This window comes from Flavobacterium sp., from assembly GCF_031423415.1.
Lineage (GTDB): Bacteria > Bacteroidota > Bacteroidia > Flavobacteriales > Flavobacteriaceae > Flavobacterium.
This window is the reverse complement of record NZ_JANPFL010000041.1, coordinates 23,027-47,547: the sequence shown is the minus strand read 5'-3', so window position 1 is coordinate 47,547 and position 24,521 is coordinate 23,027. Positions and strand designations below refer to the sequence as shown.

The following is a 24,521-nucleotide window of genomic DNA, read 5'->3' as shown; positions in this document are numbered from 1 at the left end:
TGGAATAAAAGAAATCAACTGTCCGAAAACAGATTTTGTCGAAAAATAGCTATTTTTGTCCATCGTAATTTATGTTTTGCAATACAAAAATACGATTCTTTGAAAGAAGCCATTAATTTGGCTTCTTTTTTATCGGACAATAATGTTTTTAATTTTTTAAAATAACCTAATAAACCTTTGTCTTTCTTATAAAGAGCACTATCAAATACCTCTTTTATATAAGAATAATCAATAATAATACCCCAATTTTCTTGATGTCTATCTGAATTTCCAACAATTGAATCAAAAATTATAATTTCAATGATATTATTGATATAATTCTCAAAATGAGCTTTAATTAATGCTTCTTTAATGAACTGAAAAGTATATAGCTTTTTATCTTTTTCAGCATTATATTTTTCATCAAAACTCGTTAAATAACGCTTTCCTTCTATCAATTGATTCATAGAATTATTTATCATCGATTTTGAAAAACAGCCAATCCTTTGTTTATGCTTATTATTATACGCTATGTTATAATCTAACATTGGAAAACCTAAAAACTGTCCAATTTTAGAAGAAACAATTTCTGACCAAAATTCTGTTGGGTATCGAATTTCTCCTTGTGGAGTTTCTTTAGATCCTTTAAAAAAATACTCTTCATTCGTATCAGGGTGCAACGCAATATATTTACTTCGAGTACCACCAGTACTGTAATGAACATTTTTATGCCAACCCGAAATATCTGTAAATGTTGTTTCCAAATTGGACATTAATTATTTTTTTGTCTAATTTATAAAAAAACGCCATTCCTCTAAAAAGATAAAGAGTTTTTTATAGAATTATTTTTCATCAACAATTTACAAATCAAATTTTATTCCTTGTGCTAAGGGTAAACTCGTGGTGTAATTAATCGTATTGGTTTGACGACGCATATAGATTTTCCAAGCATCGGAACCGGATTCTCGACCACCACCCGTTTCTTTTTCTCCACCAAAAGCACCTCCAATTTCTGCTCCAGAAGTCCCAATGTTGACATTGGCAATACCACAATCGGATCCCGTAACCGATAGGAAAAGTTCGGCTTCACGCAAATTGTTGGTCATAATGGCTGAAGACAATCCTTGCGCAACTCCGTTTTGAATTTCAATAGCATTTTCTACTGAACCTGAGTATTTCAATAAATATAAAACAGGAGCAAAAGTTTCGTGTTGCACGATTTCGAATGAATTGTTGGCTTCAGCAATGGCTGGTTTTACGTAGCAACCGCTTTCATAACCTTCACCCGAAAGTATTCCGCCTTGAACGATCAGTTTTCCTCCTTCGGCAACAACTTTTGATAAGGCATTGGCATACATTTCGACAGCGTGCAGGTCAATAAGTGGCCCAACGTGATTGTTTTCGTCTAGTGGATTCCCTATTTTTAATTGGCCGTAAGCCGAAACTAGCGCCTCTTTTACTTTATCATAAATACTTTCATGAATGATTAAACGACGTGTCGAAGTACAGCGTTGTCCCGCAGTTCCCACCGCTCCAAAAACAGCTCCGATTACGGTCATTTTTATGTCGGCATCTGGCGTTACTATTATCGCATTGTTGCCTCCTAATTCGAGCAATGATTTTCCTAATCTAGCGGCAACTGCTTGCGCCACGATTTTCCCCATTCGGGTGGAACCTGTAGCCGAAATTAAAGGAACTCGTTTATCATTTGTCATTAGTTCTCCCACTTTATAATCTCCGTTTATCAAACAAGAAATTCCTTCTGGGAGATTATTTTCTCTAATTACTTCGGCGATGATGTTTTGACAGGCAATGCCGCAAAGAGGTGTTTTCTCTGATGGTTTCCAGACGCAAACATCGCCGCAAATCCAGGCCAAAGCGGTGTTCCAAGCCCAAACCGCAACCGGAAAATTAAAAGCCGAAATGATGCCGACAATTCCCATTGGGTGATATTGTTCGTACATCCTATGTCCCGGACGTTCCGAGTGCATGGTGAGTCCGTGCAATTGACGCGAAAGTCCCACGGCAAAATCACAGATGTCTATCATTTCCTGAACTTCGCCATAGCCTTCCTGCAAAGATTTCCCCATTTCGTAGGAAACCAATTTGCCTAAAGCTTCTTTATTTTTTCGTAATTTTTCACCAAACTGGCGCACGATTTCCCCCCGTTGTGGTGCTGGCATTAATCGGAACGTTTTGAAAGCTTCGGTGGCAGTTTGCAGTACTTGTTCGTAATCAGTGGCGGAGGTAGTTTTTACAGATGCAATTAATTGTCCGTCTACTGGTGAGTAGCTTTCAAGGATTTCTCCGTTTGAAAAATGTTGAATTCCTGTTGAAGTTCCTTCGTTTATGGCTTTGATGCCCAATTGTTCCAAAGCTTCTTTCATTCCGAATTGATTGGCTATTGTTATCATTGTAACTTTATTGGTTAGAATTGTTATATTATTTACAAATATATTGTATTCAGGTGAGATTGTAAAGAAAACCTAAAATTTCATAAAGTTTTGGAATATAGCTAAGTTTTTTAGCCCCGATTGAAGTGGAAATCCTTGTGAAAAGAAAGGCTAATTTTTTCTTGCCAAAAAAGAGCTACTCCCGACGCTTCGGGAGAAGCTCCTTTTTTTGCTTAGAAAAATAGCCTTTATGGAATAAAGTTGTAACGTCCCGATAGCTATCGGGAAGCGGGATTAGCTCCTGCAAAATCTAAAACATATTCTTTTTCTTGAATAAAAAGACGCTTGAAACGGAAATTAACAGCGATATGGACAACACAATCCAAAATCCGAATGGATTTTCTTGGAAATTATTGGGAACATTCATACCATACAAACTGGCGACTAAAGTAGGTATCATCAAAATTATGGATATCGAAGTTAGCCTTTTCATTATTACGTTCAAATTATTCGAAATTACAGACGCATACGCATCCATCATTCCAGTTAAGATGTTGCTGTAAATATTGGACGTTTCTTCGGCTTGGCGCAATTCGATTTCGACATCTTCGAGCAATTCTAAGTCGTAAGTGTCTTTGTGGGCTTTCAAATTTTTTATTCTACGAAATAAAACGTCGTTGCCTTTTAAGGAAGTCACGAAAAAAACCAAACATTTTTCTATTTGCCATAAGGCTTGAAGTTCTTCGTTTTTGATAGATTCTTCGAGGTTGTCTTCGGCGAGTTTGATTCGTTGATTGATTTGCTTTAGGTATTTCAAAAACCAAATGCTGGAAGAAAGCAATAGTTTTAAAACTAAATCGAAGTCATTTTCAATTGAAATATTTTTGCGTTTGGTATATAAAACAAAATCAGAAAGGATGTCTGTTTTATAAAAACAAAGCGAAACAAAAACATCGTCTTTGAACATTAATCCCAATGGAGCTGTGTTGAACGGCAATTTTGGATCGCTACTTTTGAAAGGGATTCGCAAAATGATGAGTGTCCAATCATTTTCGATTTCAATACGAGGTCGTTCGTCAATATCTTCAATATCGCTATAAAAATCTTCGGGAATCTGGAGTTCTTTGAGTAGAAATTTGGTTTCCTCTATTGTTGGACAAACTACATTAATCCAGCAGTTTTCTTCACGGTCTTTGGTTTGAGTTAAACCATTATTGTTTTTGTAATACGTGATCATAATGCCATGCTATGTTTAGGAATATCGCATACATTAGGCAACGACTATTCCTGTTTATATTGTTTTTCCTTCGAATAATAATCGTCCATTGTGGATGCTACAATTTAATTTTTGGCAAAAGTACCGCTTTGCATCTGAAAAGAATCTTAATTCTTTCTTAATTTAAAAGGCCTAATTTGTTTTGAAGTTTATATAGGAATGAAGATGGAATATTAATTTTAAAAGTCGAAAAATCACTCTTTTTTCACAGCAATACTTACCGGATTGTAAATTTGTGGAATTTGCTTTGGGTCGTTTTTATAGGTAGTAATTTTTCCTTTTATTAAAATGTTTTTGTTTTTTAAATCTTCAATTTTGATGTTCAATTTTTCAAGATGGTTGTTTGAAATTACCACAGTAAAAATATTCTCGGGATAAGGTTTGTCGATATTGATGTAATTGGTGTTTTTGCCTTCGGATGCGATTTTGAATGATGCTACTTTGCCTATTACGCAAACTTCTTTGTCCATATAGTCCCTGACTTTGAGGGTTGTTATGGTATCTTGCGAAAAACAATGGATTGAAAATACGAGAAGAAAAACAGTTAAAATATTCTTCATTACTTGAGATTTTAAATTAATAGGCTACTAGACGCTTAATTTATAGGGTTTAGATTTTAAAAAGAAGACCTCAAAGTTTTAAAAAACTTTGAGGTCTAATTTAATAATAGTTAGGTATTCCGTTCACTTGGTAATTTAAATTATTTAACTTCCTTGACTAGGTAAATATAAGCCGGAAAGTGATCGCTATAGCCAATTTCATTTTCCGAATGTCGTAATGGATACCCCGCATAACGACCAAATTTCTGAATCATAAATGGCTTGTTGTAAATTCCTGATTTCCAATATTGATAGGTAGAATGGTCTTCTTGGATCATGGTTTCTGACACCATGATTTGGTCGAAGATATCTCCTGAATCTCTATAAAACAAGGTCGCATTCCCGTCTTTAGCCATTTGTTCGAAAGGATTATATACACCAAATTTTTGCACTTCGGCTTTTTTCAGTTTGGCTCCAATTCCTACTTTTACACTTTTGTTATACGTTCCGTCGTTTAAATCGCCCATCAAAATAATTTTGGTGTTAGGATTTACTTTATAAACAGAATCCATTACTTTTCGAGCCAATCGTCCGGCGGCTTCGCGAAAGGGGCTACTTTTTTTCTCTCCTCCAGATCGCGATGGCCAGTGGTTCACCATTATATTTACCTCTTCACCGTCCAAAAAACCAGTTACTAAAAGTATGTCTCTAGTATATACTCTATTGTCTACTGCAATTTCTATTTTATCTTTATCGGCTTTGTCTTCCTCAGTTTCTTTTTCCTTCTCGTTGTTATTACCTCTGTAAATAATTAAAGGAATGTTTATGTAGCTTGAAGGTTTAAAATGTTTTTTCTGGTACAGCAATGCAACATCAATTCCTCTTTTATCTGGCGAATCAAAATGCACGATACCATAATCATTTTTGGCCATATTAGGATGTTTTACCAAATCTTCGAGAACACCTCGGTTTTCGATTTCACAACCACCTATCAGGGTAGGTGCTTCTTTTTGCATATCATTGGTACCAATTTGCATTAAGACCGTCGAGAGATTTTCTAATTTTTGTTTGTATTTTTCGGACGTCCAGCGTTGCAATCCTTTAGGCAGCCATTCTTCATCCATATTTGGTCCATCGATAGTATCAAATAAATTTTCGAAATTATAAAAGGCAACTGTACGCACTGCATATTTTTTTGCTTGGGCATTACTTCCAATTATTGAGAAAAAAACTAACAAAAGGGTGATATGATTTTTAATATTCATGGTTTTAGCGTTATTATAGTATTAAATGTAACAAAAACTTCGGAACAAATGTATATAATAAAAATTATAAATGTAGTTTTGTAGCAGTTAAGAAATAATTTTTCTTTGCGATATGAATTAATAGACTTTTAAACTATGAAAAAAATTATTTTTAGTGCACTCTTTGTTATGCAAATGGTGTTAGCTTTTGGACAATCGAATACTGGGGTTACTGGTAAAGTAGTTGATTCTAAAACACAGAAACCACTACAAGGGGTTATAGTATCGATTCAAAACACTAATTTAATGCAACTTTCAGATACAAATGGAAAGTTCAGCTTTGATAAAGTAGAAGTTGGTAGTCAATTAGTACGCATTAGAACAAACGGATTTAAAGATCAGTTGCTGCAAGTTGAAATTGTACTAGGTAAAGTATTAGATCTAGGAACAATATTTTTAGAAGAAGATCAAACAATAGAACAACAATTAAGTTTAGTTACAATTACAGAAAGCGATTTAGGTGATGATAATAGTGGATCTGAAAATACCGCCGGACTTTTGCAAGCAACACGAGACGGTTTTCAGCAAGCAGCCGCTTTTAATTGGGGTCAAGCCCGATTTAGAATTCGTGGTTTAGACAATGAGAATGCCACAGTAATGATTAATGGGCTCATGATGAATAAAATCTATGACGGAAGACCGCAGTGGGGTAATTGGGGCGGACTTAATGATGCGACAAGAAATCAAGAGTTTACTATGGGAATTGCACCCTCAGATTATACTTTTGGAGGTGTTTTAGGGACTCAAGAAATAAATACAAGAGCGTCTATTTATCGACCAGGTTCTAGAGTATCATTTTCAGGAACGAATACCAATTATGACTGGCGCACAATGGCCACCCACGCTTCTGGAATGGACAAAAACGGATGGGCTTTTGTTTTTTCAGCATCAAGAAGATGGGCTAACGAAGGCTATTTTGAAGGAACAGATTATGCTGCCAATTCAGTTTTTGCAAGTGTTGAGAAGAAAATTAACAACCATCACTACGTGAACTTTACTGCTATTTATGCACAAAATAGTAGAGGTAAGAGTTCTCCAAATTCTGATGAAGTTGTAGGATTGGTGGGAGAAAAATACAATTCTTATTGGGGTTATCAAGATGGTAGAAAGAGAAATTCACGCGATAAAGATGTTGAAGAGCCTATTTTAATGTTAAATCATTTTTGGAAAATTTCTAATAAAACCAATTTAAATACGGGAGTATCATATCAGCAAGGAAGAATAGGTAACAGCAGGCTAGATAACCAAGGTGTAGATAATCCAGATCCTATTTACTACAGAAATTTACCGAGTTTTCACACTTCAGCTTATAATCCAGATGACTACACTAATTTTATTGGTAATAGCCCTGAAAATATTGCTAACGGTTTAAAAGAAAGAGATAAATTTCTTGCTAACAAACAAATAAATTGGGATTTTTTATACAACACAAACAAAAGTTCAGTAGACGGTAACAGCGCATACATCTTATATGAAGACCGTACAGATGATAAAAGTTGGACCGCAAATTCCATTTTAAGTTCACAATTATCAGATAATATTGTTTTGAATGCTGGTGGAACGTTTAGAAAACTAATTTCTCACAATTTTGCCAACTTATTAGATTTACTTGGCGGTCAGTATTATAAAGATTATGATAATTTTCAATCGGGTTCAGAGCAAGAATCCGATTTAAACAACCCGCAAAGACAAGTAGCAGAAGGCGATACTTTTGGTTATAACTATAATCTATTAGCCAATACCTTAGATGCTTTTACACAATTCAAATTTACCTACAAAAAAGTAGATTTCTTCCTAGCGCAAACCTTTGTAAGAACTGAATATCAACGAGAAGGTTTATATAAAAATGGTTTGTATCCAACAAATTCTTTAGGAAAAGGCAATAAATATATTTTCGAAAATTTTGGTTTTAAAGGTGGGTTAACTTACAAAATTTCAGGGCAACAATATTTGACATATAATGCCGCCTATTTAACCAGAGCGCCAACAATGAGAAATGTTTTTCCTAACGCACGTTTAAACAATAATTCTATAGAAGGTCTTACAGGAGAAAACATTTCGACAATGGATGCCAGTTACATTATTAGAGCACCAAAATTTAAATCAAGGTTTACTGCCTACTATTCTAATATTAAAAATGCTACCGAAACATCCTTTTTCTTTGGAGAAGGAATTTTTGATGATGATGGCGGTGATGGTGGCGATGCATTTGTAGCTGAAACTACAACAAATATTGAAAAATTAAATATTGGAGCTGAATTAGGTTTGGAATATCAAATTACATCTACAATAAAACTTACCGCTAATGCTGGTTATGGCGAATATACCTTTAACAACAATCCAACGGTACAATTAAACAATGATAATTTAGCAAGTCCAACAAATACTAATCCTACAATAGATTTTGGTACTGCAAAATTAAAAGGATATCGTGTGGCTGGTGGACCGCAAACTGCGACATCACTTGGTATTGAATATAGAGATCCAAAATTTTGGTGGATTGGTGCCAATGCCAATTATTTAGCTCATAATTATTTGGATGTTTCTGCACTTTTAAGAACCGACAACTTCTTTAAAAACCCACAAGATCCGTATGGTCAAGGTTTTCCATTTCCGGAAGCTACGGACGCTCGTGCAAAAGAATTATTAAAACAACAACGATTTGATGATTTTACTTTAATCAACTTAGTAGGTGGGAAATCTTGGAAAGTCAACAGTACAACATTTGGTTTTTTTGCATCAATAAATAATGTGCTAGATGTTTCATATAAAACTGGTGGTTTTGAACAAGCAAGAAACGCCAATTTTAGAGAAGTAAATCAAGATGTTTCTAGCGGAACACCCTCTTTTGCACCGCGATTTTTCTACGGGTACGGTAGAACTTATTTCTTAAACTTATATGTAAACCTTTAAAAATATAGTTATGCAAACAAATAAAATTTTAAGCCTAGTAGGTTGTTTCATTTTTCTTTTACTGACAGCCTGTTCGCCCGAGGACGATATAAAAAATCCAAATTTTAGTCCACTAATTTTTTCAGAAGATTTTTCGAAAGGAGCTGTAGATGATGCTGTTTTAAATTTAGAAAATTGGAATAATATTGCCGAAGTAGGTACTGTACAATGGAAAACACAGGTTTTTTCTGGTAATCCTTATGCGGAATTTAGTTCTTTTAAATCTCCAGATTCTGAAAATGTTGGTTGGTTAATTTCTCCTTCAATTAATATGGATGCCGCAACTGGCGAGGTCTTACAGTTTGAGGCGTCACAAAGTTTTGTAACTTCAAGTGGTAATTCTCTTGAGGTACTGATAGCAACTGATTACAATGGTACAAACTTAACAACGGCAAACTGGCAGCCCATAGATGCAAACTTGCCTACAGCATCAAGTGCTTATTTTGAATTTTTAAAATCTGGCGAAATTGATTTATCCAATTATACAGGAAATATTTACATTGCTTTTAAAGTAAAAGGTTCTGGAACTAACAGTTCTTTAGACGGGTCTTATCAGGTAGATTCAATAAGAATTTACACAAAAAATTAATACATAACAATTATGAAAAATAGATTATTAGGCCCGATAGCAATACTTATTGTTAGTATTGGGATTTTCACAAGCTGTGTTAACAGTGATGATTATAAAACACCCGAGAACACTTTAATTATTTATGAGCTACAAACTACTAAAACCGTTAAAGAAATTAACGACAATGCATTAACTGTAAACACAACTAGTACACCCGCTGTGCTACCAATGCAGTACACAGTCGATGATATCATTGAAGCTTATGTCACTTCTAGCGATGAGGAAGGCACTTTTTTTAAATCAATTTCTTTTCAAACTATACCGTCAGATGGATCTGCTCCAATAGGATTTAGCGTTCCCATTGATGAATCTACGCTTTATGGTAGAGGTTTTACGCCAGGCCGAAAAGTATTTATTAAACTAAAAGGATTATATATTGGTAAAGTTTTCGGTTCACTACAAATTGGTGCTTTGTTTAGAGGAACCATTGGCAGAATTTCAGAGTTTGAATGGCGTAACCATTTATTCCCGTCAGCGGTTAAGGTTACTGAGGATTCTTTTGTGAAAACCCTAACGCTCGCTGAAGCACATAAGGATGAAATTCAAAATACTCTAATTGAAATTGATGCAGTTCAATTTGCAGATGCATCTTTAAACAGAACTTATTACGATGTTGATTCAGGCGGTGGCGCTACAAATCATAATCTTACCTCAATTACTGGTGGTACACAAAGAGTAATTCGTTTTAGTAGTTTTGCACCTTTTACAGGAAGACAAGTTCCATCAGGAAGCGGGAAAATACGTGGCGTATTATCTAAATTCAATACTTCTTTTCAATTTGTAGTTCGTTACGAAAGTGATATTAAATTAGGTAATCCACGGGCAGACGTTAACCCAGCTCTTGTTGGTAATGCGAATGTCTTTAATTCCGTATTAAACGAACCGTTTGTTGGTTACAGCGCTAACCAAACTGATTTTCCAAAATACATCAACGATGCTTTTGTTGGTAACAGATATTGGCAATTAAAATCATTCGGAACCAATAGTTATATTGAACAAAGCGGCTTTAATGGATCTGGAAATCCTGGTTTAAATTTGAAGACATATTTCTTTGTGCCTGTAGATTTTACCGCTGCAAATACTTTCACTTTCAAAGAAGCAATGCGCTTTAATGCTGGTAATGCATTAAAAGTATATTATGTAACAAGCGCCAACTATGTAGCTGGAGGATTAGTAGACATTAAGAAATTTACCAATATTACAACAAGTTTTAACATTACATATCCAGCATTAGGATCATCAGAAAACACTATGTCTTCTGCAGGACTATATACTATTCCAACTACCTTAACTGGAACGGGATATTTTGTATTTGAATACAATGGATCGACTACAGTCACAACCACAGTTCAAATTGATGATATTGTAATTAATTAAATTCTATTGAAATCCCATCAAAGGCTTCCAGACATCGGAAGCCTTTTTTTTTCTAAATGAACCAATATAATGAAAAAAATAATTTTTGTACTAGCCTTGTTGTTTTATACTCTTGCAAATGCACAAGTTGTCATCAACGAGTTAGATACCGATACACCAGGCACTGACAATAGAGAATTTGTTGAACTAAAATCATTAGTTCCTAATTTTTCGTTAGACGGTTATCTTTTAGTATTCTTTAATGGAAACCCTACTTCTACAACTGCAAATAAAAGCTATTTAACCATCGATTTAAGGGGATTAGCAACTGATGCCAACGGGATAATTGTAATTGGAAATTCGATGGTTTCACCAGCTCCAGGTGAAATATTGCCCGACAATGTAATTCAAAATGGCGCAGACGGTTTGGCAATTTACCGCACTGGTATATCTTTTTTTCCTGATAATACACTAGCAACAAAAACAAACTTGGTTGATGCTTTACTGTATGACACAAATGATCCTGATGCAGTAGGCTTAATGGATTTATTAGGCGTTAGTGTTCAATATAATGAAGGTCAAAATAATCTACCAGAAACGCAATCTATCCAAAGAAAAAACGATGGAACTTTTGAAACTAAAAATCCAACACCAGGCACTAATAATGACGGAAGTGGCATTGTTTTCAACGGAATAGACATATCAGTTAGTGCTACGAATAAGACTGAAGGCGATAGTTTCCCCATAACATTTACCACACAAACCAATGTAACAAGTGATTTGTCATTTACTTTTACATTAAACAATGCTGCATTCAAAACTACCGATTTTACCGGAATTACTACTGTGACAATTCCAATAGGAACAAAAAGTTTTACTACAACTATTACCATTGTCGACGATATTTCAGATGAAGGTGATGAGGTTTTAAAAATTAATATTGGTAACATTCCATCGCAATACATACTCCTTAATAACAATATTGAGATACGCGTTTTAGACAATGATTTTACCATTGCCTCGTTTGGATCTCCTTTAAACCCAACTTACGGAACAGTTTCGAGCACTGCTCCAAATGGATATTATGCAACTCTCGAGGGGCTTTCTGGACCTTCATTAAAACAAGCAATTCAGGACATTATTGCCAATCCAGCTGTGGTTCACGCTCACAATTATGGCGATATTATCGAAATTCTAAAAACTGCTGATCAAAACCCTAAAAACAGTAATCAAGTTTGGTTAATGTATGTAGAACAATCCCGGTCTAAAATTGACTTTCAAGACACGGGAACGAATACTGGAAAATGGAATCGCGAACACATTTATCCACAATCACGAGGCGGTTTTTCGAACGGAACAGCCAGTATTCCTGATGGAATTAACAAATGGAATACAACAAATGCCAATGATATTCTTGCTGGTCACGCCGATGCACATCATATTCGTGCCGAAGACGGACCTGAAAATAGTTCGCGGGGCAATAACGATTATGGCTTAACGGGCTACAACGGTCCAAGCGGAAATTTGGGATCGTGGAAAGGCGATGTGGCTCGCTCACTATTTTATATGGCGGTTCGTTACAATGCTTTGAGTGTTGTTAATGGTGATATTCCAGATACTACCGTTGGTCAATTGGGCGATTTGGCTTCTTTATTAAAGTGGAATACCTTAGATCCAGCAGATGATTTTGAAATGAATCGCAATAATTACATTTACACTTGGCAAGTCAACAGAAATCCATTTATTGATTATCCCGATTTGGCTAATTATATTTGGGGTTCAAAAGTGGGTCAAGCTTGGCATTTCAATTTATCGACTACTGATTTTGCGCATTTAAAAATAAATCTCTATCCCAATCCGGCACATAAATCATTTACGATTTCAGGTTTGAACGAAAAAGCAACAGTCGAAATTTATAATAGCATTGGCGCAAAAATATTGGAACAAAAATTCAATGGCGAAACCCAATTGAACATTGATTTTCCGGCAGGAATCTATTTTGCCAAAATCAGTTTAGGCGAACAATCAACTGTTAAAAAATTCTTGGTGGAATAAGCCACTTCACAATAAAAAAATATATTTGTATTAGATTCATTATATTAATCAAGAGTTAATTAATTTATATTTTCGAAATATGCGTACTATTCAATTTTCATATATAAATGGTACCACTGTTTTTTATAGAGTTCTAATACTTATTTTTGTTTTACAATTTTGCAACATTCAAGCCCAAATACCTATGAAAATTCCCGCTAGTTTACAAAAAGGAGATACCATAGCCCTAGTAGCAACTGCCCGAAAAAATATTGACGACAACTTGAAACCCGCCATCGATTTATTGCACAGTTGGGGATTGGAAGTACTAATTGGTACAACGATTGGCTTAGACAACGATCAATTGGCAGGAACTGATGCCGAAAGAGCAGCAGATTTTCAGCAGCAATTAGACAATCCAAATATCAAAGCCATTTGGTGTGTTCGTGGTGGTTATGGAACGGTTCGAATGATTGATTTACTGGATTTTACAAAATTCAAACAAAATCCAAAATGGATTGTTGGTTTCAGCGACGTAACCGTAATTCACAGTTATATCAACAACTTAAATATTGCCACCATTCACGGCGCAATGCCAATAACAGTTGGAAAAGCCAGCGAAGAATCGATAGAGAGTTTACGGAAATCACTGTTTGGCGAAAGCCTAGAATATGAAATTCCTTTTGATGCTCCAAACAGATTAGGCAATGCCAAAGGCGAAATTGTGGGCGGAAATTTGTCTATTTTATATAGCCTAATGGGATCGAATGCACAAATTGATTGCAAAGGAAAAATTCTTTTCATCGAAGATTTGGACGAATATTTATACCACATCGACCGAATGATGATGAGCCTAAAACGATGTGGTTGTTTTGATAATCTGAATGGTTTAATTGTTGGAACAATGACCAAAATGAAAGACAACGACATTCCGTGGGGAAAAAACGCTAACCAAATTATCGAAGATGTGACTAAAGGCTATTCTTTTCCTGTACTTTATAATTTCCCTGCAGGACATTTTCGGGATAACCGAGCCTTGATTTTTGGTAAACAAGTTTCATTGGAAATAACTACAGCATCTTCAAAAGTAACTTTCGATTAACTTGCTAACTTCTAACTCCTAGCTTCCTCCACTTCTAACCTCTAACTTCTAACTTAAAAAATGGCCGACCACAACGATTTAGGAAAATTAGGAGAAGAAATGGCCGTTGAATTCCTTCAAAAAAACGGTTATGAAATTTTAGAAACCAACTGGACTTTCCAAAAAGCCGAAATTGATATTATTGCCAAAAAAGAAAATATACTTGCCATTGTTGAAGTAAAAACACGTTCGTCACTCGATTTTGGTTTGCCGCAAGACTTTGTCAAACCCAAGAAAATTCAACTTTTAGTGAAGGCCGTAAACGAATATGTCAATTCAAATGACTTAGACATCGAAGTACGTTTTGACATCATTGCAGTTCATAAAGAAGACAAAAAATTTAGCATTGAACATCTTATTGATGCTTTTTATCATTTTTAATAAAATTTGTTATTGTTTGATTTGTAACAAAATGTTTTTTATTTATATTTGCAAAACTTGTTACAAACAACAATCTAAGGAATCGTAGATTTTATATTTTAAATCTTCCGAAACAAAACGGTGATTTCCTTAAAAACTAACACAACTAAAAAAATGAAAACCGTTTCCTCAATTGTAGAAAATTACATCAAAACAAAGCCTTTTCTGTTAAACGCTTTGTCCCTTGGCATAATCAATTTGACGTCTTTGTCCAGGAATATTATGGTCGAATTAGAGAGTGAATTTGGTAAAGAAGTCAAGCAAGGTGCCGTTGTAATGGCGCTAAAAAGACTTACCGAAGAGTTGGATTTTAGACTCAATCACAAAATCAATAAAGTAATAAAAAACATTGGCGAAATTACCGTTCGTTCCGCCTTGACGGATTATACCTTTGCCGCTTCGGATACTGTTTTAAATAAACAAGCCGATTTGATTACCGACATCAACACCTTTTCGGATATTTTTTACACTTCGTCACGTGGCGTAAACGAAACCAACATCGTGGTAAGCAACAGTGTCAATCATCTTGTTGACAAACATTTTGCGAACGAAAAATTGATACAAAAACTAGAGAACCTGGCTTCGATTACGGTAAAATTACCTAAAGAAAATATCACTGTTCCAGGGATTTATTATTTCATTTTCCAACGTTTGGCGTGGGAAGGAATCATTATTAACGAAGTGATTTCAACCTCAAACGAATTTACCATTTTAGTAAGCGAAAACGAAGTAGATGTTGCTTTTAAAGTGATAAAGGATTTGAAGAATTAATATCATAACTTGCAAATCTTCCATCTTTTTTTTATATCAACTAAAGCTTCCAGCCTTTTAAAGGCTGGAAGCTTTAATAAAAAGAAATAACTATGAATCCAATTCCTCTTGAAAATGGCAAATATTATCACATTTACAACCGAGGAAACAATGGAATCGATTTGTTCTATGAAACTGAGAATTATTACCATTTTTTAAGACTTTACGAAAAGTATATAGATCCAGTAGCAGAGACTTTTGCTTGGTGTCTAATGAAAAATCATTTTCATATTCTGGTTTATATAAAAGAAACAAGTGAAATCGACGTCACAAAATTAGAATATTCTTCAACAGAGAAACCAAAGATGCTAAGTGCATCAAAACAGTTTTCAAATTTGTTTAATGCGTATACTCTAGCAATGAATAAACGCTATAGACGAACAGGAAGTTTATTCGAGAAAAATTTTAAAAGAAAAGCCGTTGCTTCTGAAAAATATTTCCAAAAACTCATTTTTTACATCCATAATAATCCTGTCCATCATAAGTTTACTGAACATATTGTGGAATATCCTTGGACTTCTTATGGAACAATAATTTCCTCAAAACAAACAAAATTACAACGGAATAGAGTTATAGAAACTTTTAATGATTTAGAAAATTTCAAATACTATCATTCTATAAATCAAGATTTCGATGAAATTGAAGATTTGATAATTGAATAACTTTTCTCAAAAGCTTCCAGCCTTTAAAAGGCTGGAAGCTTTTAAATTTAAAAAACTATTTCCCCAACATCTCCATCAATTCCAAAGCTCTTCGAGTTGTTTTTACATTATCAAAAGTCAGTAAAAGTCTTAAACCTGATGGCGTTTGCTTTTCTTTCATTACACAAATACTGCTGTTTTTTTGAACAAACTGCAACATTTGCTGAAAGCGTTTCGAAGTATAAAAATCCGAATTTTGATCTGCCACAAAATAGCCAATCATCTTGCCTTTTTTCATTACTAATTTTTCGATTCCTACTTTGGTCGCAATCCATTTGATGCGAATGCTGTTCATCAAAGCCAAGGCTCGTGGCGGCATTGGTCCAAAACGATCAATGAGTTTGTTTTGGAAAACAACCAATTCCTCTTCGTTAGTCATATTACCCAATTCGTTATACAAACTCAAACGTTCCGTGACATTATTGATGTATTCATCTGAAAACAACAACTCAAAATCAGTGTCGATTTGAAGGTCTTTCACATATTCTTTTTCGACCTCGCTATCTTCGTTTTCATACAAATCCTTGAATTCATTTTCTTTCAATTCATCAATGGCTTCGTTCATAATTTTTTGATAGGTGTCAAAACCAATTTCGTTGATGAAACCAGATTGTTCTCCACCCAATAAATCTCCAGCTCCACGAATTTCCAGATCTTTCATCGCAATATTGAAACCGCTTCCCAGTTCCGAGAATTGTTCCAATGCCTGAATTCGTTTTCGAGCATCATCCGTCATTGCCGAATATGGCGGACAAATAAAATAACAAAACGCTTTCTTGTTGCTACGCCCTACGCGACCACGCATTTGGTGCAAATCGGACAGTCCAAAATTATTGGCGTTATTAATGAAAATCGTATTGGCATTCGGAACGTCTAAACCGCTTTCGATTATTGTAGTGGCCACCAAAACATCAAATTCACCGTTCATAAAAGCCAACATTAATTCCTCGAGTTTGCTACCTTCCATCTGACCGTGACCAATTCCCACTCGAGCATCAGGTACTAAACGCTGAATCATTCCGGCAACTTCCTTGATATTTTCTATCCGATTATTGATAAAGAAAACCTGCCCGTTGCGCTGAATTTCATACGAAATCGCATCCCGAATGAGTTCTTCGCTAAAACCAACCACGTTCGTTTCTATCGGATAACGATTCGGTGGAGGCGTAGTAATTACAGATAAATCTCGTGCCGCCATCAACGAAAACTGCAATGTTCTGGGGATTGGCGTTGCAGTTAAGGTTAAAGTATCGACATTGGCAGCAATGGTTTTAAGTTTGTCTTTTACGTTGACACCAAATTTTTGTTCCTCATCGACAATCAACAATCCAAGATCTTTGAAAACTACATTTTTGTTGACCAATTGATGGGTTCCAATGACAATATCCAATTTTCCCTCGGCTAATTGTTGCAGCGTTTCGGCTTTCTGTTTGGCAGTTCTAAAACGGTTTAAATACCCGACTGAAACGGGCATATCTTTCAGCCTTTCTGTAAAAGTTCTATAATGTTGGTATGCCAAAATCGTTGTTGGAACCAAAATCGCAACTTGTTTTGAATTGTCAACTGCTTTGAAAGCGGCGCGAATCGCAACTTCTGTTTTACCAAAACCTACATCACCACAAACTAGGCGATCCATCGGGCGGTCGCTTTCCATATCGGCTTTGACTTCCGCAGTTGATTTCGTTTGGTCAGGCGTATCTTCGTAGATAAAGGAACTTTCTAATTCGTTTTGCAAATAACTGTCAGGCGCAAAACGGAACCCTTTTTCTAGTTTTCTTTTGGCATATAATTGAATCAAATTGAACGCAATATGTTTAACTCTCGCCTTGGTTTTTTGCTTCAGAATCTTCCAAGCATTCGAACCCAATTTATAAATTTTGGGTGGCGTTCCGTCTTTTCCGGTGTATTTCGAAATCTTGTAAAGCGAGTGAATGCTTACATAAACAATGTCATTATCTGCATAAACTAGTTTAATCGCTTCCTGAGTTTTGCCTTCGACCTGAATTTTTTGCAAACCACCAAATCGTCCTATTCCGTGATCGATATGAGTCACATAATCGCCAACAGTCAATGTGGTCAATTCTTTTAAAGTGATATTTTGCTTTTTTGAAACATTACTTTTAATGCTGAATTTATGGTAACGCTCAAAAATCTGGTGATCGGTGTAGCAGGCTATTTGGTTTTCTTCGTCAATAAAACCTTGATATAATGGGAGAACAATGGTGTTATATTGTTTTCTAATATTTTCAGAATTGGCTTCATCAAGCGTTTCGAAGATGTCGTGAAAACGTTTTGCCTGATTTTCATTCGAACAAAATAAATAATTCTTGTAACCGTTAAAATGGTTGTCATTCAAATTATTCAACAATAAATCAAATTGTTTGTTGAAGGACGGTTGCGGTTTGATATAAAATTCGAACGAAGTCTTAGTTTTATAAATAGGCTTGGAACTCAATTCAACAATCGAAAAATCCAGACTTTTCTTAATGAATTCTTTTTGATTCAAAAATAATTGTTCTGGCGCAACATGTTTTACTGTTGCATTTAGATTGTCAAAAATCTCATTGGCTTTGCCAAATAATTTATCCAATTTAGAAAAAAGTAAATCGGCATTCTGGATAAAAATAACCGTTTGATTGTTGATGTATTCCAAGAAACTTTCGCGGTTTTCCTGAAAGAATTTATTTTCGACATTCGGAATAATAGTGATTTTCTTCTTTTTTTCGATAGAGAGTTGCGTTTCCACATCAAAGCTTCGAATAGTGTCCACTTCGTTTCCAAAAAACTCGATTCGGTACGGATTATCATTAGAAAAAGAAAACACATCGACAATTCCTCCACGAACTGAAAATTCGCCGGGTTCAGTAATAAAATCGACTCTTTTGAATTCGTATTCAAATAATACTTCATTGATAAAATCAATAGATATTTTATCACCAATGGAAACTTTTAATGTGTTTTTATCCAACTCTTTTCGAGTAACCACTTTCTCGAAAAGTGCCTCGGGATAAGTAACTATAATAGCAGGTTTTTTGCGGGAATTGATCCGATTCAAAACTTCGGCGCGAAGTAAAACATTCGCATTATCAGTATCTTCTATTTGGTACGGACGACGATACGAACCGGGATAAAAAAGCACGTCTTGTTCGCCAATCATTTGCTCTAAATCATTCAAATAATAAGCGGCTTCTTCCTTATCATTTAAAATCAATAAAAACGGTTTTTCGGTTTTTTTGAAAAGCGATTGCACCACAAACGAAAGTGACGAACCTATCAATCCATTCAATTGAATTTTTGGATCGGCTTGCAATAAACTATCACTAATTTGCTTGACTTTTGTCGAATTTTCGTAGGTCTTATATAAGATTGCTTTACTCAATGTGAGAATTATTTGGGTCGAGTTGCATTTGTGGACCGTTTGGAATGGCTCGCGTGGTATCCAACATTTTTAACAAATCAGATTCTCCTTCTTCAAGAGGAATTTTGTTTTTTTGGACGATTTGGTCCATTTGGTTTTGCAAAGCGACTAATTGGATATTAATTTCGGGAATCAAAGCAATCACTTTCTGTTCGGGAATGTCACTCAAATGGATGTATAAATCCAGCATTTGAACCTTGGTTATCAAAATGGCAATTCTAGCTTTTATTTGAGGTTTGTTAAATTCTAAAGGGATAAGGTTATTCAAAGCCATTGCTTTCTTAGAAAGTTCTGCTGATTTTTTCTGAAAAGCACCAATAGTTTTCTTTGGCTTTTGATCTAATTCTGCCAAAAAAGAACGCCAATCGTCCCAACCCACTGCGGAAGATCGCGATGTTTCATTGATGGGTTTGGCATTAAAAACCCAAGCTTTTTCAATAATTAAAAAAATTACTTCTTTCTTTTTAATGTCTTTTATGGATTCTACTTGACGTTTTTCGTTGTCATCTTTACAAGATAAAAAACCAAAAATCATCAAAAAGATATAGATAAATTTAAAATTCATTCTGTTTTATTTGTTTGCAAAGTTACGAAGTAAATTTACAATTATGAATTCGAACATTTAGAATAACAATCTAATATCTTAGCGTTCCATTTCTTACATTTAAACGATAAATTTTAAGAAATTATTCCAGATTACAACGGTTCTATTACAAAATTACCTGCTGTTTACGTAAAAAGGTGTTATTTACGAAAACGTTATCTTTGTTTTCTAAAAACCATCTTGATGAATCCCAAAATACTGATTATAGGTGCTTGCGGGCAAATTGGAACAGAATTGACCCATAAACTTCGGAAACTTTACGGAACTGAAAATGTCATCGCTTCCGATATTCGAAAATTGAATAATGACATTGTGAATTTGGGTGCTTTTGAAGTCATAAATGCTTTAGATTTCAATCAAATCGAGCATCTTGTCGAAGTACATCACATTACCGACATTTATTTGATGGCAGCTTTGCTATCGGCGACAGCCGAAAAAAATCCGGCGTTTGCTTGGGATTTGAATATGAATTCGCTGTTTCACGTTCTGAATTTGGCGAAAGCCAAGAAAATAAAAAAAATATTCTGGCCATCAAGCATTGCTGTTTTTGGACCCACAACTCCACGAGAAAACACGCCACAATACACTATTATGGAACCTTCAACAGTGTATGGCATTAGCAAATTAGCTGGTGAAAGATGGTGCGAATATTACCATACTCATTTTGGTGTTGATGTTCGAAGTGTGCGATATCCGGGATTAATTAGTTGGTCAACACTTCCAGGTGGAGGAACTACGGATTATGCTGTTGATATTTATCATAAAGCATTGCGTGATGGAAAATACGATTGTTTTTTGTCTTCAGAAACCAAAATGCCGATGATGTATATGGACGATGCCATTGATGCAACAATCCGAATTATGCAATCTCCAGCGGAACAAATTAAGATTCGGTCTTCTTATAATTTGGGTGCGATGAGTTTTACTCCTACTGAGATTGCTGCCGAAATCAAGAAACATATTCCTGATTTTACGGTAACATATCATCCTGATTTTCGTCAAACCATCGCCGACAGTTGGCCAGCAAGTATTGATGATGCTCCAGCTAGAGCAGACTGGAATTGGCATCACGAATTTGATTTAGAGAGTATGACTGTCGATATGTTGAAGAATCTGCGATAAAGAAATTGCAAAAAAAGGTCTAACTCAAAAGCTAGACCTCTTTTTGTATTCGCAAAACACCTCCTATTTTATCTCATAAGAATTGTCTGCTTGCTTGACATCGGCCATTAATCCGCTTGGATCGATGGTTATTTTTTTGATTTTGGCTATACTTTGTGTAATAATAAATTCATACGTAGGATATGCCCACGCCCAATCCTTTAAAACTGTTCTATTTACTGCAGTCCCGAGGCTTCGGGATGGATTGTCTTTCTCAAAACTCATCATTCGCAACGGAATATAAAAACTTTCTTTAGAACCATCTGTATATTCGACCAAAACATCGATTGGCATTGGCATTCTGCCGATTCGTTCTAACACAATTTTTGTTTTTTCTCCTGTAGCATAATCAGTAGTATTGACTACGTCTTTTATACCGTAATCTATTGTATTGGTGGTTTTAGTCCAATCGGTTAAATACCAATCTAAATTAGCTCCAGAAACACGTTCGGCCGTTCTTTTAATATCATTGGGTGTAGGATGTTTGAATTTGAAATCCTGAAAATACTTCTTTAGCGTTTTAGCTAAATTCTCTTTTCCAATCACATATTCTAATTGTGACAAGAAAATTTCTCCTTTCGAATAAGATGATATACTGTAAGGCATGTTTTCATTGTATCGATCTGAGTGTGTAGTTTGTGGCTGTTCTTTTCCTGATGCTACCAATTTATAATACCCTTTATAAGCTGATTCAAAGGGATTTTCTTTCTTTTTTTCGGCTAATTCATTCATTGCCAAATCTTCGATATAGGAGGTGAATCCTTCGTCCATCCAAGAATTTTTACTTTCATTGGATGCTAAAATATGCTGAAACCAAGAATGGCCTAATTCGTGAGTTGCTACACCTAAAAGACCATCAAATTTACCTTCGCCAAGAATCAAAGTACACATAGCATATTCCATTCCGCCATCGCCACCTTGAATAAATGAATATTGTTTGTATGGATAATCACCAACGGTCTTGTTGTAAAAATCCATAACTTTTGCCATCATTGGCTGCAAAGCCTTCCAGTTATCAATGATTTTAGGATTGTTTTTGTAGAGAAAATGCAAATCGACATTGTTTGGATCTTTGACTACATCGTGCAGGTAATTTTTGTCGGCAGCCCAAGTAAAATCGTGTACCATTGGCGCATAAAAATGCCAAGTTAGGGTTTTAGTATTCTTAGGATAAACCAAATTGATTCCAGCATCTTGATAACCGTGACCTATTTCGTTTTTGTTTTGCAAATAACCAGAACCTCCTAAAACATAAGCCTTGTCAATAGTGATTTTTACATCAAAATTTCCCCAAACTCCGTGAAATTCTCTAGCAATATAAGGATCTGCGTGCCAACCTTCGAAATCAAATTCTGCTATTTTTGGATACCATTGTGCCATTGACAATTCGATTCCCTCAGCATTATTTCTTCCAGAACGGCGAATTTGCACTGGAACTTGTCCATCAAAATCTAAGGTGAAAGTCGTTTTTGAATTGGGCAAAATGGGTTTTACCAAAGTCACTTCAAGAATCGTTCCTACGGTTTTAGCAATAGCAATCACGCCATCTTGCTTGAAATTTGAAATGTTCAAATAGCCTATTTCATCGGGTTTCAAGGTTTTGATTCGGCTTTCCTTCATTTTGTTGACCATTCTGGCATCTGGGTCTTTGATGGTTTGAAGTCGAGCATCCATTTCGCTTCCGGGCTGAAACGCATTATTGTACAAATGATAAAACACACGTTTCAAAGTATCAGGCGAATTATTGGTATAAACCAATTCCTGTTTGCCTTTGTATTGGTAGTTTTTGACATTCATCGCAACGTCCATTTTATAATCGACCTGTTGTTGCCAATAACTTGAACTTTGAGCCCAAAGACTTCCGAAACTCAGGAAAATAATTGAAGGTAAGAGAATTTTTTTCATAAACGTAAATTTTGATTTTTCAGCGGTCATATATGGTATGCTTCGCCAGTTCGCTATTGCTCGTGTCGCCTTTCTACTTATTGGTGTTTATCTCACAATATTTTATTTTCATCGGAGTTCGATGATTATTCAATTGTTTGCAACAAACTCGTTGTTAGTGGCGATTTCATAATTGATAAAACAGAAAATGGAAGAGCTTTATCCCTTCCATTAAAAAATTAAATTAAATTTTTATTATTTAGACATTTTTTCGGCCATCAACAACGCGTTATAAGCATTAACAATTTTTCCAGATTGAGACAAATTAGCAAAAGGACGAGTGTCATTTGCTTTTCCTGCAACAATAACATCAGTTGTGATTGCAACTCCAGAATCCATCAAAATGTGTTTCACTTGTTTGGCTGATAATTTCGGATAGTATGAACGAATTAATGCCGCAACTCCAGCCACGTTTGGCGAAGCCATTGATGTTCCTTGTAGTAATTTATAGGTGTTGTTTGGTGTAGAGGCATAAATTTTAACTCCTGGAGCAAAAACGTCAACATTAAGTTTTCCAAAGTTTGAAAATCTCGCCACCACTTTATTTCCATAGTCATAATTTAATGCTCCAATGGTGATTACATTATCGGCAAATTCTGTTTTTTTGTCATCGGAGTCATTTGGATAATTATTTTCATAATCAATATCTTTTGCATCATTTCCAGCTGCGTGAACGATTAAAACGTCTTTGCTTTCGGCATACTTTATAGCATCATAAACCCATTGTTTATGCGGAGAAAAGCTTTTTCCAAAACTTCCGTTAATTACTTTTGCACCGTTATCAACGGCATAACGAATACCAAGAGCGATATCTTTGTCGTACTCATCACCATCTGGCACGGCACGAACGGTAAGAATTTCTACATTATTGGCAATTCCGTCTCCGCCTAATCCGTTGTATCTCACTTGAGCTACAATTCCTGCAACGTGAGTTCCGTGAAGAATTTCTTCTTTGTCTGGCCCCATAACGTTGTTATTTCCGTATTTTGTATCGGTGATGTCTTCAGGATTATCGCCTAAAACTTTTCTATAATTGGTTTTAAGATTATCGCCATTTATAACACTATTATACCCGTCAAGTTCTTTTTGTAATGCTATTTTAAATTCTGGAACGGTCATTCCAAAAGAATTCACTCGTTGAATCATCATTTTACTTTTCGAAATCTCGGCATCTTCTGAATTGATTGCATTTACTTCTTCGATAGTATAGTTTGGTTTGTTAAAATGTTTGGTCAAAACTTCATCAGCTTTTGCTGCATCAGAAGACATTTCTTCTAAACGAGCTTTTCCGTTGGTAGAAGTAACAACCTTTTTATCATTCAATGCTTTTGCTTCTTGATAAGTGGCGTCATCTACAAGATTTTTATTGACAATAATTCTTTCGTATTCTAAATTTTCTTTGGTGATATCGCCCAGGAAATTCCAACCGTGAATATCATCAATGTATCCGTTTTTATCGTCGTCTATTCCGTTATTAGGGATTTCTTTTTTGTTGGTCCAAACCACTGCTTTTAAATCTTCGTGTTCAATATCAACCCCTGAATCTACTATTCCCACAATTACTTTTTTACCTTTTTTGTTTTTTAGTAATTCCGCGTAGGCTTTATCGACGCTCATTCCTGGAATTGTATCTTTTATAATATCTAAATGACTCCAGCGGTTTAATTCAACTTCTTTTAATGGGGATTTTTTTTGAACATTTACTGGCGCTTGAATCATCATAGCAGCGCTGTTAGACAGATTTTTTGAAGCTCCACATCCCGCTAATACAAGTATTGCAAAGCTAGATAGGAAAATAGATTTTAAATTATTCATGTTTTATTTTTAAGAAAGTTAAAATTTGACGTAAAAATATCAA

18 protein-coding genes are annotated in these 24,521 nt (G+C 35.1%); 9 read left to right on the top strand and 9 right to left on the bottom strand.

Annotated features, from left to right (window positions below):
• Positions 1-14 precede the first annotated feature (14 nt).
• The 5 genes from RMO83_RS04550 to RMO83_RS04530 form a co-directional block, all read right to left on the bottom strand.
• A complete protein-coding gene (locus tag RMO83_RS04550; protein WP_310558493.1) occupies positions 15-752 on the bottom strand; it encodes a hypothetical protein in 738 nt (245 codons plus the stop codon).
• A gap of 87 nt (positions 753-839) precedes the next feature.
• Positions 840-2,393 (bottom strand): aldehyde dehydrogenase family protein, encoded by a 1,554-nt coding sequence (locus tag RMO83_RS04545; RefSeq protein WP_310558492.1) that lies wholly within the window; start codon positions 2,391-2,393, stop codon positions 840-842.
• Positions 2,394-2,682: 289 nt separating this feature from the next.
• Positions 2,683-3,609, bottom strand: a complete 927-nt coding sequence (locus RMO83_RS04540) for a magnesium transporter CorA family protein (protein ID WP_310558491.1) — start codon at positions 3,607-3,609, stop codon at positions 2,683-2,685.
• A gap of 233 nt (positions 3,610-3,842) precedes the next feature.
• Positions 3,843-4,208 (bottom strand): hypothetical protein, encoded by a 366-nt coding sequence (locus RMO83_RS04535; RefSeq protein ID WP_310558490.1) that lies wholly within the window; start codon positions 4,206-4,208, stop codon positions 3,843-3,845.
• A 140-nt stretch (positions 4,209-4,348) separates the two neighbouring features.
• Positions 4,349-5,452, bottom strand: a complete 1,104-nt coding sequence (locus RMO83_RS04530) for an endonuclease/exonuclease/phosphatase family protein (RefSeq protein WP_310558489.1) — start codon at positions 5,450-5,452, stop codon at positions 4,349-4,351.
• Positions 5,453-5,587: 135 nt separating this feature from the next.
• Between RMO83_RS04530 and RMO83_RS04525 the strand changes: the two genes are divergently transcribed.
• From RMO83_RS04525 to RMO83_RS04490, 8 genes are all read left to right on the top strand, one after another.
• Entirely contained in the window at positions 5,588-8,404 is a 2,817-nt protein-coding gene (locus RMO83_RS04525; RefSeq protein WP_310558488.1) for a TonB-dependent receptor, read from the top strand.
• A 10-nt stretch (positions 8,405-8,414) separates the two neighbouring features.
• Positions 8,415-9,032, top strand: coding sequence for a DUF5017 domain-containing protein (locus RMO83_RS04520; protein WP_310558487.1), 618 nt, complete (start codon positions 8,415-8,417; stop codon positions 9,030-9,032).
• A 12-nt stretch (positions 9,033-9,044) separates the two neighbouring features.
• The gene (locus RMO83_RS04515) at positions 9,045-10,451 is read left to right on the top strand and encodes a DUF5689 domain-containing protein (RefSeq protein ID WP_310558486.1); all 1,407 of its coding nucleotides are present in this window, start codon (positions 9,045-9,047) and stop codon (positions 10,449-10,451) included.
• A gap of 69 nt (positions 10,452-10,520) precedes the next feature.
• Positions 10,521-12,485 (top strand): endonuclease, encoded by a 1,965-nt coding sequence (locus RMO83_RS04510; RefSeq protein ID WP_310558485.1) that lies wholly within the window; start codon positions 10,521-10,523, stop codon positions 12,483-12,485.
• Between the two features lie 184 nt (positions 12,486-12,669).
• Positions 12,670-13,566, top strand: a complete 897-nt coding sequence (locus RMO83_RS04505; protein ID WP_310558484.1) for an LD-carboxypeptidase — start codon at positions 12,670-12,672, stop codon at positions 13,564-13,566.
• 60 nt (positions 13,567-13,626) lie between these two features.
• The gene (locus RMO83_RS04500; protein WP_310558483.1) at positions 13,627-13,986 is read left to right on the top strand and encodes a YraN family protein; all 360 of its coding nucleotides are present in this window, start codon (positions 13,627-13,629) and stop codon (positions 13,984-13,986) included.
• Between the two features lie 153 nt (positions 13,987-14,139).
• Positions 14,140-14,796 carry an aspartate kinase gene (locus RMO83_RS04495; RefSeq protein ID WP_310558482.1) on the top strand — a complete coding sequence of 219 codons (657 nt, stop codon included), beginning with the start codon at positions 14,140-14,142 and terminating at the stop codon, positions 14,794-14,796.
• Positions 14,797-14,888: 92 nt separating this feature from the next.
• Positions 14,889-15,497: a hypothetical protein gene (locus RMO83_RS04490; protein WP_310558481.1), complete on the top strand. Its 609-nt coding sequence runs from the start codon at positions 14,889-14,891 to the stop codon at positions 15,495-15,497.
• A gap of 55 nt (positions 15,498-15,552) precedes the next feature.
• Here the strand turns inward: RMO83_RS04490 and mfd are convergent, their stop codons facing one another.
• Entirely contained in the window at positions 15,553-18,915 is a 3,363-nt protein-coding gene (gene mfd / locus RMO83_RS04485; protein WP_310558480.1) for a transcription-repair coupling factor, read from the bottom strand.
• The gene (locus RMO83_RS04480; RefSeq protein ID WP_310558479.1) at positions 18,908-19,519 is read right to left on the bottom strand and encodes a hypothetical protein; all 612 of its coding nucleotides are present in this window, start codon (positions 19,517-19,519) and stop codon (positions 18,908-18,910) included. Before RMO83_RS04480 ends, mfd begins: the two co-directional genes overlap by 8 nt.
• A gap of 222 nt (positions 19,520-19,741) precedes the next feature.
• Between RMO83_RS04480 and RMO83_RS04475 the strand changes: the two genes are divergently transcribed.
• Positions 19,742-20,680: an L-threonine 3-dehydrogenase gene (locus tag RMO83_RS04475; protein ID WP_310558478.1), complete on the top strand. Its 939-nt coding sequence runs from the start codon at positions 19,742-19,744 to the stop codon at positions 20,678-20,680.
• Between the two features lie 63 nt (positions 20,681-20,743).
• Here the strand turns inward: RMO83_RS04475 and RMO83_RS04470 are convergent, their stop codons facing one another.
• Both RMO83_RS04470 and RMO83_RS04465 read right to left on the bottom strand, forming a co-directional pair.
• Positions 20,744-22,624, bottom strand: coding sequence for a M1 family metallopeptidase (locus RMO83_RS04470; protein WP_310558477.1), 1,881 nt, complete (start codon positions 22,622-22,624; stop codon positions 20,744-20,746).
• Positions 22,625-22,858: 234 nt separating this feature from the next.
• Entirely contained in the window at positions 22,859-24,478 is a 1,620-nt protein-coding gene (locus RMO83_RS04465; RefSeq protein WP_310558476.1) for a S8 family peptidase, read from the bottom strand.
• Positions 24,479-24,521: the final 43 nt, after the last annotated feature.